The following is a 13,326-nucleotide window of genomic DNA, read 5'->3' as shown; positions in this document are numbered from 1 at the left end:
CGAAGGTCCTCGTCGCCAACCGCGGCGAGATCGCGCGTCGGGTTCTCCGCGGTGCGCGCTCCCTGGGCATCGCCACTGCGGTCGTGTATTCCGATGCGGACGCCGACGCATTGTTCGTCGCCGAGGCGGACGAAGCAGTGCGGCTGCCCGGCACCGCACCCGCGGACACCTACCTGCGCGGCGAGCTGATCCTGGACGCCGCGGCCCGGGTGGGTGCGGACGCGATCCACCCCGGCTACGGCTTCCTGTCCGAGAACGCGCAGTTCGCCGCGGACGTGGCCGCTGCCGGCTTGGTGTTCATCGGCCCGCCCGCCGCCGCGATCTCCGCGATGGGCGACAAGGTCACCGCCAAGCGCATGATGGCCGCCGCGGGCGTGCCGGTGCTGGCCGGCTTCACCATCGGTGAGGACGGCCGCGCGGCGCCCGAGGGTGGCGGCGAAGCCGTCGACATCCGCGCCGCGCTGACCGCCGTCGGCCTGCCCGCCATCGTCAAGGCCTCGGCCGGTGGTGGTGGCCGCGGCATGCGGATCATCGCCGACCCGGCGGAGGCGGACGAGCAGATCGCCTCCGCGCAACGCGAAGCGGCCAGTGCCTTCGGCAACCCGATGGTGTTCCTGGAGCGGTACCTCTCCCCGTCGCGGCACATCGAGATTCAGGTGATCGCCGACGACCACGGCAACACCGTCGCGTTGTTCGAGCGGGAGTGCTCGATCCAGCGGCGGCACCAGAAGATCGTGGAAGAGGCGCCGTCCGCGTTCGTCTCCGCCGACCTGCGCGAGCAGCTGTGCACCGCGGCGGTGGCCGCGGCACGCGCGGTCGACTACCGGGGCGCGGGCACCGTGGAGTTCATCGTCGGCGCGGACGGCACCGCGGCGTTCCTGGAGATGAACACCCGCCTGCAGGTGGAACACCCGGTCACTGAGGCGATAACCGGCCTGGACCTGGTCGCGCTGCAATTGCTGGTGGCCGGGGGGAATCCGCTGCCCGCGGCCGCGCGATCGGCCGGGGTGAGCGGGCATGCCATCGAGGTCCGGTTGTGCGCCGAGGACCCGGCCGCCGGGTACCTGCCGGTCTCCGGCACCTTCGAGCTGTTCGAGATCGACACGCCGTGCGGTCCCAACGGCTACGTCCGGGTGGACTCGGCGTTGGCCACCGGCGGTGAGGTCAGCCCGTACTACGACTCGATGATCGCCAAGGTGATCGCGCACGCCCCCACCCGGTCCGGCGCCGCGGCATTGCTCGCCGACACGTTGAGCCGGGCCCGGCTGCACGGGGTGACCACCAACCGCGACCTGCTGGTGGCGATCCTGCGGTCGGCGGCGTTCCTGGCCGCGGACACCACCACCGACTTCCTGGAACGGGTCGACGGGCTGACCGCCGCGGCCACCGTCCCGGAGGTGCACCAGTTGCACGCCGCGGTGGCCGCGATCGCCCGGCACCACCGCGCCCGCCCGGCGGGCAGCACCCAACCCGCGATCCCCCGCGGCTGGCGCAACAACCGGGCCACCTTGGAGTCGGTGACCTTCAAAACGCAGGACGGCGAGTCGATCGGCATCGGGCACGATCTGACCGCCGCGGAGCCGATCCTGTTGGTCGACGGCGCCCCGCACCCGCTGGTTATCCATGCCGCGGACGGGGTCGGGGTCGAGCTGAGCACCGGCGGGGTGCGCCGGCGGTTCCGCGTGCACCTGTCCGAGATCGTCGGTGCGGGCTCGCTGGGCATCGCGTGCGTGGACAGTCCGCTCGGCCATTCCACGCTCACCGTGCTCGATCCGCTGCCCGCCCCCGGCAGCAGCGGCCCGGCCGGCGGGCTGACCGCGCCGATGCCCGGTGCGGTGGTGCGCATCTTGGTTTCCGTCGGGGACACCGTCGAGGCCGGCACCCCGTTGTTGGTACTCGAGGCAATGAAGATGGAGCACACCATCCGCAGCCCTGACGACGGCGTGGTCGCGGCGATCAACGTCACCGAGGGCGAGCAGGTGCCGATCGGCGCCGTCCTCGCCGAATTGAGCACCGAGTCCTAGCCGCTGTCCGTCCCGAAGGTGGGTCATGAAGGAGCTCGTCTTCAGCCGGTCCTTATTACCGGCGCTGGAGCGCAATTCCGATCGCATCGGGTTCATCGACGCGGGCACCGGTCGGCAGATCACCTACGGGCAGCACCGCAGCCGGGTGGCCCGGCTGTCCCACGCGCTGTCCGCCGAACTCGGCGCGGGTCCCGGCGACCGGGTCGCCGTGCTGTCCTCGAACAGCGTGCCGTACCTCGAGCTGTGGCACGCCACCATGCTCGGGGCGGCCATCATGAACCCGCTGAACCTGCGCTTCTCCGCCGAGGAGTTGGTCTACGTCCTCAATGACAGCGGCAGCTCGGTTGTCTTCGTGGACAGCACCTTCGCGCCGCTGGTGGAGCAGATTCGCGGGCGCACCTCGGTGAAGAGCGTGGTGCTGCTCGACGAGGCTGACGCCCCGGCAGATGTGCGTTACGAGGAGCTGATCGCCGGGGCGCAGGAACGGTTCGCCCCGGAGCCGGAGGAGGACTCCCCGGCGGTGCTGATGTACACCGGCGGCACCACCGGGCACCCGAAGGGCGTGGTGCTCACCCAGCGCGCGGAGGTGCTGAACCAGTACCACATGGCCATGCTCGCGCCGTTCTCCGACGACGGCTCGTTCCTCATCCAGACGCCGATGTTCCACGGCGCCACCATGTATGGGCTGCTCGGCGCCACCATGTTCGCCAACACGGTGATCGTGCTGCCGACCTGGACCCCGCAGGCCTCGCTGGCCGCCTGCGCGAGGTACCGCCCCACGATCACCTTGCTGGTGCCGACCATGATCGGCATGGTGGTGAACTCCCCGGAGTTCACTCCCGACGCGTTGTCCAGCGTCCGGCGCTTGATCTACGGGGCCTCGCCGATGCCCACCGCGCTGTTGGACAAGTTGCTCGCGCTGATGCCGGACTGCGAGATCGTGCAGGGCTACGGGATGACCGAGGCGGCCACGGTGCTGACCATGCTGCCCGCCTCCGAGCCACGCGCCGGCCGCCGGCTCGCCTCCTGCGGACGAGCGGTGCCCGGCGTGCAGCTGTCCATCCGCGACGAGGCTGGGAATCCGCTGCCGGTGGGCCAACCCGGCGAGGTATGGGCGCGCGGCGGCAACTTCCTCACCGAGTACCTGAACAAGCCCGAGGAGACGGCGCACGCGCTGCATGACGGCTGGTACCGCAGCGGCGATGTCGGTTACCTGGATGACGAGGGCTATCTGTTCCTCGTCGACCGGGCCAAGGACATGATCATTTCCGGTGGGGAGAACGTGTACTGCGTCGAGGTGGAGAATGCCCTGGCCACCCACCCGGACGTGCTGCAGGTCGCCGTGTTCGGCATCCCGCACGAGGTCTGGGGCGAGGCGGTGCACGGAGTGTGCGTCGTCCGCGAGGGCGCCGCCGCCGGCGCCGAGGACCTGATCGCGCACGCCCGCACCACCATTGCCGGCTACAAGGTGCCGCGCACCCTGGATCTGCGTACCGAAGCACTGCCGTTGTCCGCCGCAATGAAGGTACTGAAGCGCGAACTGCGCGCCCCGTACTGGGCGGGCCAAGAAGGCACCATCAATTGACGCCCCATCAGGAGAAGTTCTCATGGAGACCGTAACCGTCACCCGAGCATTCCAGAACGACATCGAGGACATGGTGGGGTTCTGCCGCACCATGAAATCCCGCGAGGCCTGGCCGGGCGCCGTGCCGAGCTACGCCAGCGGGCACAGCCTGATCTACAACGTGGGCATGCGGCTGTCCGCCGCGGCCATGACCGACATCGAGATCGACGAGAAGCTCCTCGACGTCACAGCGAACGGGGACGGCTCGGTGGCCTTCGCCACCACCCAGCGGGTCACCTGGCCGGACGGGCACGCCGATGCCTCCACCGAATACCTGTTCCGCCCCGGCGCCGATGGGGAACCCAATACTTTGCGGTTCACCTATTCCTACGAGCCACCGAGCACCAAACTGGTGAAGACCAAGGCACTGCCGGAATTCCGCGCCGGGATGGAAAAGGTGGCCAAGGTCTACCTGAAGAGCCTTACCGCGGTCGCGCCCGTTAGCTGAAGGAGAAACCTATGACCCGGGATCGAGTCGGCGCCCTGGCGGCCGGGCACGCGGCCAATGTCACCTACCTGACCCAGTTGTCCACGGCGGACTGGGCCACGCCGAGCCGGTGCGAGGGGTGGACGGTCAAGGACGTCGTCGCCCACATGGGCGCGGCCTACCACGGCGCTTTCACACCGTGGTTCGTCAAGCTGATGTTGGGCAAGGACGTCGAGGCCGCCAACAACCGCGACGTGCAGAAGCGGGAGCAGTGGACGGGCCAGATGGTGCTCAAGGAGTACGCCTCGTGGGGCAGACGGTTCCGTCCGATGGCCGGTGCACTGCAGAAGCCCGGCCTGCGCTCGCTCCCGATCAAGGTGGCCGAGATCGGTGCTTATCCCGCTGCGATCCTCACCTCCGCTTTCGTGTTCGACCACACACTGCACGTGACGTACGACGTCGCCGGCGCACTGGGCCGTCCCGCTCCCAAGCCGGACGCGAACATGATCGCGGTCAGCATCGAGTGGATGATGCTCGGTCTGCCCGCCATGGCGGGCAGCGGGCTGTCCTGGCTGCAGGCGCCGGTGGAGCTGAACCTGGTCGGCCCCGGCGGCAGCGTCTGGACCATCCTGCCGGGCGGCAAGAAGGGCCGCGTGCAGACGCGGGAGGGCTCGGCGACCAGCGCCGCGGCCACCATCGAGGGCGACGCGGCCACCTTCGCCGTGTGGGGCACCGCCCGCGAGCCGTGGCGGCACGCCGGCGTGAGCATCAAGGGCGATGACGAACTGGGTGCCAAGTTCCTGGACTCCGCACGCATCATCTGAACGATTGTTCTTACCCACCCGGACCGGGCCGGCAAACCGCCCGGACGGGGTGCGTTTGTCACTTTGGCGCCCAAGGTTTCAGGTAGTGCTCAGCGGACATGGATGTAAGCAGCGGCGCAAGCCGCGGTCCACGACGCAAGGAGCTAGGTCCACATGAGCACCCTCACGTTGACCCACGATCAGGAGACCACCGATCACGATCTGTTCGTTGCCCTGGCGCGAGCAGAGGGCGAAGAGCGCGAGCGCATCCAGGAGACCCTGGTGCGCCGCTACTCGGGTTTGGTCCGCTGGCTGGCCGCGCGCTACACCAACCCGGCAGTGGACGGCGAGGAACTGGTGCAGGTCGGCTTCGTCGGGCTGGTGCTGGCCATCCAGCGTTTCGACCCGGAGCGGGGCACGGATTTCGCGGCCTTCGCCAAGCCCACGGTGCAGGGCGAAATTCGCCGCTACTTCCGGGACAAGCGCCGGTGGATTCGGTTGCCGCGGCGGCTGCAGGAAACCAAGGCCGTGCTGCGCGATGCCACCGAAAAGCTGACCCACGAACTCGGCCGCAACCCGACTATCGCGGAGCTGGCCACCGAGCTGGCCGTCGACGAGGAGCTCGTGCTCGAGGCGATGACCGCGGATGACGCCTACACCCCGCGGTCGCTGGACGCACCGGTGGGCGCGGACGAGTCGGACTCCTGGACGCTGGCGGAAACCATCGGCGGGCCGGACGAGCGGTTGGACCTCCTCGTCGACTGCACCGTGCTGCGGCCGTTGCTGGAGGAACTGCCGGTACGCGAGCAACAGATCATCCAGCTGCGCTTCTTCGGTGGGCTGACCCAGGCCGAGATCGGCGCCCAGATCGGCATCTCGCAGATGCACGTGTCCCGCATTCTCAGTCGTACGCTGGCCGGCCTGCGGGAGCGGATGTCCGGGTAGTCGGCAAGAACCCTCCTCTCATGGCGTGTGGGGTCATCGCAGCACTTTGGTGGCCCCACACGCCATGAGCAGTTGAGGGGTACCCGTGTGAAGTCTGTGCGGCGGGGAACTCCCTCTGCATGGGATTGCGTTCTCGACTGCGAGACTTCGACCAGGTGCAACGCGAGCGCCGCCCGCTGGCGCTCGCGGTGGCCACCGCCAAGAAGTACGGGGAGGACTCCTCCGCGAACCTCGCGTCCACGATGGCCTTCTGGGCGTTCTTCTCGGTGTTCCCGTTGCTGTTGGCCACCGTGACCGTGCTCGGCTATGTGCTGTCCGCCGAGGACCGCACGCGCGTCATGGGCCATCTCAACTCCTACCTGCCGCTGATCAACGTCTCCTCCATCGGCAGCCTGCACGGGTCGGTGCTCGCCCTGCTGCTCGGACTGGGCTCGGCGTTCTGGAGCGGCAGTGCGGTGGTGCGGGTCACCCAGTTCGCGTTCAACTCGGTCTGGGAGATCCCGCAGTTCGCCCGGCCCAAGGCGAAGCAACAGATCCTCACCAGCCTCAAGGCCATGGCCACCATCGGCGGCGGGCTGCTGGCCAGCACCGCGCTGGTGGGTTATCTCACCGGCTCCGATCCAGCGGTGAACCTCGGTCCGTTGAGCCGGATACTCGGCTACCTGATCGCGATCGCGGTCGACGTCGGGCTGTTCCTGGTCGCCTACCGCATGCTGACCGACCGTCAGATTACTTTTCGGGACGTGCTGCCCGGCGCCCTGTTGGCCGGCGGGGTGTTCTGGCTGCTGCAGACCATCTCCGGGATCATCCTCACCCGGCACATGGGCGGCGCCCAGTCCACCTACGGCGTGTTCGCCACCGTCATCACCCTGCTGTGGTGGTTCTACCTGCAGGCGCAGGTGACGTTGGTGGGCGCCCAACTCAACGTGGTGCTGCACCGCCACTACTACCCGCGTGCCCTGTTCGGTGGCCCGGAGACCGACGCGGACCGCACCCTGATGCGCGATTACGCCAATGAGCGCCGCATCGATGCCGAGGAGAAGGTCCACGTGCAGAGCGAGGAGTACGCCGACTCCTCGAAGTGAGTCAGTGGATCAGGCGCTTCGTTAGTAAATGAGATATCGGCGCGTGGCCGGGCTGCCGTCGACATTGCCGGCGCGATCGATGGCGCGGACCTCCGCCCGGTAGGCCTTCTTGCCCGAGTAGGGCACCGTCCACCCACTCCTGCAGCCCAACCACGCCCCGCTGTTCACCCGGCACTGGAACACCGAGCCGGACTCGTTGGACTTGAACGTGAACGTCACCTTGTGGCTGTGCGTCTTGGCGGGCGGACCGGAGGTGATCGTGGTGTTCGGCGCGACGCTGTCCCGCAGGGTGGTGGGCGTGTGCGTCCGCGCGGCGCCGAACCAGGCGACCGGCGCTGCTGGGGACAGCGTCGCGCTGCGCTGGTCCGCGCTGACCGTCACCCACACCGCGCGCGGTTGCTCGGCGGCCTTCGTCCAGGTGCTGTGCGACCCGGCGCTCCACTGGTAGGCGGACAGCCCCCGCCCGTCGCTGCCGCCGCCCTCGGTGACCACGACCTCGTGGCCGTCCGGGGACACCGACGTGGTGGCCACCGGCCAGTTGAAGAAGTGGCCCTGCCAGTCGTGGTCGATGCGTTCAATGGCATCGTCGTCGCGGGTCCATTGCAACACCGCGGCCCGCGGCCAGAACGCCACGTTGGGCAGGTTGGTGTCCACCGCGAACACCGCGGTCGCACCGTCGTCGCTGATGGACGCGGCCCGCGCGCAACTGCCCGCGGGTATGCCGTCGGTGCGCGGCATGCGCTCGGTGACGCCGGCCTGTACATCGCGCACGTACACATCACACGCGGGGCCCGATCCATCCAGATCGGTGGCCGCCGAGGTGAAAACGACCCAGTTGCCGTCCCGGCTCATCGCGGCGTTGTCGCTGGCCGCGTTAGCGGCCCGACCCGACCGTGTCGCACTGATCAACCGCACCGCACCGGTGAGCAGATCGCGCTCGTACACGTCGCTGCTCTTATTGGTGTCAACCGGCAACAACGACGCTTTGGTGGAGAACAACTGCCACCGGCCGTCCTCGGACAGCCCCAACGGTGAGGACACGACGGATTGCGCCGACGCCGGTACCGGCATGGCCAACGACCCGATCAAGGCGGCTGCCGACAGCAGCACACGCCCCGCGCCCATCATGCTGCCCCCGGTGCGAAAAAGCTCTCACCGCTCAGACGAGCGGGCGCCCTACGGCGATCCGCGCGCAGGTGGGAATCAGCTGAAAGTTAGCGGGGACTCAGCCGACCGGGTGACGACGATTCATGGCGATCTGGCGCCCGATGATCAGGACAACCAACGCAATCGTGAGGTACAGCGAATAACGCGAAACCGCGTGCACGATGTCCACCGCGGATTGCCCCATGCCCCAACCGAGCCCCGCCAACAACCCCAACCAGATCAGCGCGCCGATGGCGTCCAGGACCACGTACACCGGCAGCGACATGCCGCCCAGGCCCGCGGCCACCGCGATCACCGTGGTCGGGATCGGGATGATGTAGCCGGTCACCACCGCGATCGGTCCGTACTTGCCGGAGATGGACTCCACCCGCGCCATGCGCTTCTGCGGATTCTTCGAACGGCCCAGCATCAACGCCAACGCGTTGTGGCCCCAGCGCTTGCCCGCCCACCAGAACACCCAGTCGAACAGGATGGTGCCGGGCAGACCGGCGAGCACGGCGACCACGATCGAGCCGTGCCCGGTGCGGGCCAATGCGCCCAGGGTGACCACCGCGGTGCTCGAGCCGCGCATGAGCGCGAGCCCCACCGGGTGGTGCGCGACGAGTTCGGGCACCAACGGCGTGGTGATCAGGTAGTACAAACCACTGAACGCGATCAGACCCATGATGATCTTGTCGGCGCGTTGCCCCGAGCCCGACCACGGCAGCACCGGCCCCAGGCCAGGGGCCGGCGGCGCGGGGGCAGCGGGCCCGACCGTGGAGTGATCGCTCATCGCGGTCCAAGGATGGCACGTCGGCCGGGATCGGGACGGGCGTTCTGCCCCTGCCCACTAGATTGACCTCTCATGGCGAGGGCGTTGGTGGCAGTGGTCGGCTCCGGACCGGCCGGGTTCTACACCGCAGCAATACTGCTGCGCTCGGAGGACCTCGAGGTACACGTCGACATGATCGAGAAGCTGCCGACCCCGTGGGGCCTGGTCCGCTCCGGCGTGGCCCCGGACCATCCGAAGATCAAAACGGTCAGCGCGGCCTTCGCGCGCACCGCCGATCACGAACGGTTCCGGTTCATGGGCAACGTCGAGATCGGTCGCGATGTCACCCGCGCGGAACTGCTGGAGCGCTACGACGCCGTCGTCTACTCGGTCGGCGCGCAAAGTGACAACCGCCTCGGCATCCCCGGCGACGACCTGCCCGGCAGCATGGCGTCCACCGCGTTCGTGGGTTGGTACAACGGCCATCCGGAGTTCCGCGACCTCGACCCGGACCTGAACGTCGAACGCGCGGTGGTCATCGGCGCGGGCAACGTGGCACTGGACGTGGCCCGCATGCTCGTCACCGACGTCGACGAGTTGGCCACCACCGACACCGCCAACCATGCGCTGGACGTGTTGCGCGCCGGCAAGGTCAAGGAGGTGGTGATCGTGGCCCGGCGCGGCCCGCTTCAGGGCGCGTTCACCACCCCTGAGCTGCGCGAGCTACCCGACCTCGAGGGCGTGGACATCGTGCTGGACCCGGCCGATTTCGCGGGTATCGACCCCGAGGACATCACCGCCGGCGGGCACACCGTGCGCACCAACATGGAGGCGCTGCACCGGATCCTGGCCGAACACCCGCCGACCGGGAAGCCGCGGCGCATGGTGTTCCGCTTCGCCCACTCGCCGATCTCGCTGTTGGCCGGGCCGGATGGTCGGGTGGCCGGCATCGAGCTGGGCAGCAACGACCTGGTGAAGGACGAATCCGGCACCGTGAAGGCCCGGGACAACGGCGGCCGGGAGACCCTGGAGTGCGGGCTGGTGGTGCGCGCCGTCGGGTACCGGGCGCTGCCGCTGCCCGACGTGCCGTTCGACGACAAGCGTGCGGTGATCCCGAACGAGGGCGGCCGGGTGATCGGCGGCGAGCGGGAGTACGTGGCGGGCTGGATCAAGCGCGGTCCGTCCGGGGTCATCGGCACCAACCGCAAGGACGGTCAGCAGACCGCTGAGGCCGTGTTGGCCGACCTGACCACGGCCGGCGTGGACCGGGCCGAGGCCGACATCGAGGCGGTCGGCGAGTTCCTGCACGAGCGCAGCTCGCAGCTGGTCACCGAGACGGACTGGCGGATCATCGACGGCGTCGAGGTCGCCGCCGGGAAGCCGGAAGGCCGTCCGCGGGTCAAGCTGTGCACGGTCGAGGAGCTGCTCGCCGCGGCGCGCGGCTGACGTGACCACGCCGGTTCCGGCGGTCCGCGCGGCCGCGGGCAGTCATGTCGGGCTGGTGCGCCCGTTCAACGAGGACGCCATGCTCACCAGCGACACCGTGTGGGCGGTCGCCGACGGGCTGGGCGGACACCGGGCCGGCGACGTGGCCAGCTCACTGGCGGTGGCCGCGATGGAACGACTCAGTCGCGATTCGCGTCGCGGCAGCGCGCAGATCACGGCCGCGGTGCGCGAGACGTGCGCGTCGATCGCCGCCGACACCGACCCCGGCCGCGAGGGCATGGCCACCACGCTGAGTGCGTTGGTGGCCGGTGCGGACGGCAGGCTGCGCACGGCCAACGTCGGGGATTCCCGGGTCTACCGGCTGCGCGAGGGTCGGCTGCGTCAGCTCACTGTGGACCACTCCGAGGTGCAGCAGCTGCTCGACGCCGGGCTGCTCGACGCATGGCAGGCCCAGCACTACCCGCGCCGCAACGTGATCACCCGGGTGATCAACGCGCGGCTGGACACCGTCCCGGACATCCGCACGTTCACCCCGCGACCCGGCGACTGCTACCTGCTGTGCACCGATGGCCTACACGGCTTCGTGGACGACGCCGTCATCGCCGGCTTCCTGCGCTGCGACGACCCAGAAATCGCCGTGTCCGGCCTGATCGACGCGGCGTTGGCGGTCGGTGGCAAGGACAACGTCACCGTGGTGGTGGCCGGCATCGAGGCGGCCGCAGACGTGACCGCCGGCACTGTGCCTGCGTGACGCGGGCCATGGCCGCAGGTCAGCACGCTGCGCTAGGTTTACGCTCCAGTAACTTACTCCCGGATTCTCCCCCCCGCCCGGAAGGGGTCGCGGTGGCACACGTAGAGGGCAATTTGGCCGGTGGCCGGCTGTACTACCAGACCTGGCAGGCCGCGGACCCGCGCGTCGACGTGGTGATCGCGCACGGCTACGCCGAACACAGCGGCCGCTACGCGCACGTCGCCGCCGCGCTCAACGCGGCCGGCTGCACCGTGTGGGCGTTGGACCACCGCGGCCACGGCCGGTCGGAGGGCGAGCGCGGTGACATCGAATCCTGGGAGGCGGTGGTGGCCGACCTCGACCTGCTGGTCGACCTGGCCGCCGCGGACGGTCGCCCGGTGTTCCTGGTCGGACACTCGATGGGCGGCGCGATCGCTGTCGCCTATGCGCAGGCGCATCAGGATCGGCTGACCGGCCTGTCGCTGTCCGCGCCGGCCATCGTGGTCGCACCCGAGCTGCTCGCCGTGCTGGACCTGGAGGAGATCCCCGTGCTGCCGCTGGCCCCGGCGGTGTCCACCGACCCGGCCGTGGTGAAGGCCTACGAGGATGACCCGCTGAACTACCACGGGCCGCCGGCGCGCACCACGTTGCAACTCATCGCCGGCGGGGACAAGCTGGTCGCCGGGCTCGGCGAGCTCACGTTGCCGGTGCAGATCATGCAGGGCAGCGGGGACATGCTGGTCCCGGCGGCGGCGTTGCGGCTGATCGTCAACGGCGTCGCGTCCACCGATGTGCATGCCCGGCTGTGGCCCGGCCTGTTCCACGAGATCTACAACGAGCCGATCCAGCAGCAGGTGATCGGTGAGCTCGTGCGGTGGATCACCGAGCACGTGTGAACGAGCCAAATCGGATGAACGGAACAGCCAGATGACCGTCATCACGGAGACCGGGTCCGGCTACGACGACCTGTGGTCGGCCGACCCGGAGATGTCCGACTTCGAGGCGCTGATGTGGCGCGCGGAGGCCGATGCGCGGCTGCGCTCGGACGGCACGATGATGGCCATCCTGAGCCACGCCCCGGACTGGCAGGACTTCCGCGACCTGCACGCCTGGGCGATGCACCGGGTGCCGCGGCTGCGCCAGAAGGTCGTCGACGACCCGCTGCGCATCCGGCCGCCGGCCTGGGTGGGCACGGATGTCGACCTGAGCTACCACGTCACCCGGGTGCGACTGTCCGAGGACGAGGGCCTGGACGGCCTGTTGGACCGCGCCGCGTTGCTGCACATGACGCCGTTCGATGTGGCCCGGCCGCTATGGCAGGCGGTCCTGGTCGAGGGCCTGCCCGACGGCAAGGCCGGTTACCTGCTCAAGCTGCACCACGCACTGTCCGACGGGCAGGGCTTCATGCAGCTGTTCGACATGCTTTACCCGGCCGATCCGCAGACCCGGCGCGCTGCGCCGCGTGGTCCGGTCCCCGGCATCGAGGATCCCGCTTCGCTCGGCGACGACGTGCGTGGCTCCGTGCACACCGTGCTCGGCATTATGCGCGGGGTCGGGTCGATGGCCGCCCGCGCGGTGCGCCGACCGACCGAGGCGATCAACTACGCGCAGTCGTTGACCCGGGTGGTCAAGGTGCCGGGCACCCCGTCCCGGTTGCTCGCGCAGCGCGGCCTGGCCCGTCGGATGCGGGTGCTGGAGTGCGACATCCGCGAGCTGAAGGCCGCGGGCAAAGCGGCCGGCGGCAGCGTCAACGACGCCTACATCGCCGCGCTGGTCGGCGGCGTCGCGCGCTACCACGCCAAGCACGGCGCGGAGCTCGAGGACTTCCCGCTGGCGCTGCCGGTGAGCCTGCGCAAGGTCGGGGATGCCGCGGGTGGCAACAAGTTCGCCGGGGCCTACATCGCCGCGCCCGCCACCGAACCGGACCCGGCCCGACGCATCCAGGCGGTGCGCGAGCGGGTGCTGGCGATACGCGAGGAGCCGGCCATGGCCTTCCTCGGCTCCACCGCCGGCGTGATGAGCCGACTGCCCGCCGGCGTGCTCACCTCGGTGACGTTGAAGTCCTCCTCCGCGCTGAACCTGCAGGCGTCGAACTTCCCGGGCCTGACCCGCCCGTCGTACCTGGCCGGGGCGCGCATCGAACGCATGTATCCGTTCGGTCCGGTGCCCGGCTCGGCGATGATGGCCACGCTGGTCACCCACGACGGCATCGCGTGCATCGGGGTAGCCACCGACCACGACGCGGTACCCGATCCCGATCTGCTCAACGAGTGCATGCGCGAGGGGTTGGCCGAGGTCCTCACGCTGGCCAAGAGCTAGGGGCG

12 protein-coding genes are annotated in these 13,326 nt (G+C 69.5%); 10 read left to right on the top strand and 2 right to left on the bottom strand.

The genetic code is table 11. The annotated features are described in order from the left end of the window. From VGJ14_08655 to VGJ14_08630, 6 genes are all read left to right on the top strand, one after another. Window positions 1-2,024, top strand: a 2,024-nt coding sequence (locus VGJ14_08655) for a biotin carboxylase N-terminal domain-containing protein (protein ID HEY2832480.1), incomplete at its 5' end; no start/stop codon positions are given. A gap of 25 nt (window positions 2,025-2,049) precedes the next feature. Then, window positions 2,050-3,609 carry an AMP-binding protein gene (locus VGJ14_08650; protein HEY2832479.1) on the top strand — a complete coding sequence of 520 codons (1,560 nt, stop codon included), beginning with the start codon at window positions 2,050-2,052 and terminating at the stop codon, window positions 3,607-3,609. A gap of 22 nt (window positions 3,610-3,631) precedes the next feature. Then, a complete protein-coding gene (locus VGJ14_08645) occupies window positions 3,632-4,096 on the top strand; it encodes a hypothetical protein (GenBank protein ID HEY2832478.1) in 465 nt (154 codons plus the stop codon). Window positions 4,097-4,107: 11 nt separating this feature from the next. Beyond that, the gene (locus VGJ14_08640) at window positions 4,108-4,899 is read left to right on the top strand and encodes a maleylpyruvate isomerase family mycothiol-dependent enzyme (GenBank protein HEY2832477.1); all 792 of its coding nucleotides are present in this window, start codon (window positions 4,108-4,110) and stop codon (window positions 4,897-4,899) included. A gap of 153 nt (window positions 4,900-5,052) precedes the next feature. Further along, window positions 5,053-5,823 carry a SigB/SigF/SigG family RNA polymerase sigma factor gene (locus VGJ14_08635; protein HEY2832476.1) on the top strand — a complete coding sequence of 257 codons (771 nt, stop codon included), beginning with the start codon at window positions 5,053-5,055 and terminating at the stop codon, window positions 5,821-5,823. Between the two features lie 119 nt (window positions 5,824-5,942). Further along, window positions 5,943-6,908, top strand: coding sequence for a YihY/virulence factor BrkB family protein (locus tag VGJ14_08630; protein ID HEY2832475.1), 966 nt, complete (start codon window positions 5,943-5,945; stop codon window positions 6,906-6,908). 21 nt (window positions 6,909-6,929) lie between these two features. Here VGJ14_08630 and VGJ14_08625 read toward each other — a convergent pair whose 3' ends face one another. Further along, window positions 6,930-8,018, bottom strand: a complete 1,089-nt coding sequence (locus VGJ14_08625; GenBank protein ID HEY2832474.1) for a hypothetical protein — start codon at window positions 8,016-8,018, stop codon at window positions 6,930-6,932. A 115-nt stretch (window positions 8,019-8,133) separates the two neighbouring features. After that, window positions 8,134-8,847 carry a VTT domain-containing protein gene (locus tag VGJ14_08620; protein HEY2832473.1) on the bottom strand — a complete coding sequence of 238 codons (714 nt, stop codon included), beginning with the start codon at window positions 8,845-8,847 and terminating at the stop codon, window positions 8,134-8,136. A 72-nt stretch (window positions 8,848-8,919) separates the two neighbouring features. On the opposite strand from VGJ14_08620, the gene VGJ14_08615 reads away from it, so the two are divergent. From VGJ14_08615 to VGJ14_08600, 4 genes are all read left to right on the top strand, one after another. Then, the gene (locus tag VGJ14_08615) at window positions 8,920-10,272 is read left to right on the top strand and encodes an FAD-dependent oxidoreductase (protein HEY2832472.1); all 1,353 of its coding nucleotides are present in this window, start codon (window positions 8,920-8,922) and stop codon (window positions 10,270-10,272) included. 1 nt (window position 10,273) lies between these two features. Then, window positions 10,274-11,023, top strand: a complete 750-nt coding sequence (locus VGJ14_08610; GenBank protein HEY2832471.1) for a protein phosphatase 2C domain-containing protein — start codon at window positions 10,274-10,276, stop codon at window positions 11,021-11,023. A 92-nt stretch (window positions 11,024-11,115) separates the two neighbouring features. Continuing rightward, complete coding sequence (locus tag VGJ14_08605; GenBank protein ID HEY2832470.1) at window positions 11,116-11,898, top strand: alpha/beta hydrolase; 783 nt, start codon at window positions 11,116-11,118, stop codon at window positions 11,896-11,898. A gap of 31 nt (window positions 11,899-11,929) precedes the next feature. Continuing rightward, window positions 11,930-13,321, top strand: a complete 1,392-nt coding sequence (locus VGJ14_08600) for a wax ester/triacylglycerol synthase domain-containing protein (GenBank protein HEY2832469.1) — start codon at window positions 11,930-11,932, stop codon at window positions 13,319-13,321. Window positions 13,322-13,326 lie beyond the last annotated feature (5 nt).

Source organism: Sporichthyaceae bacterium, assembly GCA_036493475.1.
GTDB lineage: Bacteria > Actinomycetota > Actinomycetes > Sporichthyales > Sporichthyaceae > DASQPJ01.
This window is presented reverse-complemented; position numbering and strand designations above follow the sequence as displayed.

Excerpts from the sequence above, each read along its gene's own strand:
- VGJ14_08650 (HEY2832479.1), top strand. The coding sequence starts at position 2,050 with ATGAAGGAGCTCGTCTTCAGCCGGTCCTTATTACCGGCGCTGGAGCGC.
- VGJ14_08645 (HEY2832478.1), top strand. The coding sequence starts at position 3,632 with ATGGAGACCGTAACCGTCACCCGAGCATTCCAGAACGACATCGAGGAC.
- VGJ14_08640 (HEY2832477.1), top strand. The coding sequence starts at position 4,108 with ATGACCCGGGATCGAGTCGGCGCCCTGGCGGCCGGGCACGCGGCCAAT.
- VGJ14_08635 (HEY2832476.1), top strand. The coding sequence starts at position 5,053 with ATGAGCACCCTCACGTTGACCCACGATCAGGAGACCACCGATCACGAT.
- VGJ14_08630 (HEY2832475.1), top strand. The coding sequence starts at position 5,943 with ATGGGATTGCGTTCTCGACTGCGAGACTTCGACCAGGTGCAACGCGAG.
- VGJ14_08620 (HEY2832473.1), bottom strand. The coding sequence starts at position 8,847 with ATGAGCGATCACTCCACGGTCGGGCCCGCTGCCCCCGCGCCGCCGGCC.
- VGJ14_08615 (HEY2832472.1), top strand. The coding sequence starts at position 8,920 with ATGGCGAGGGCGTTGGTGGCAGTGGTCGGCTCCGGACCGGCCGGGTTC.
- VGJ14_08600 (HEY2832469.1), top strand. The coding sequence starts at position 11,930 with ATGACCGTCATCACGGAGACCGGGTCCGGCTACGACGACCTGTGGTCG.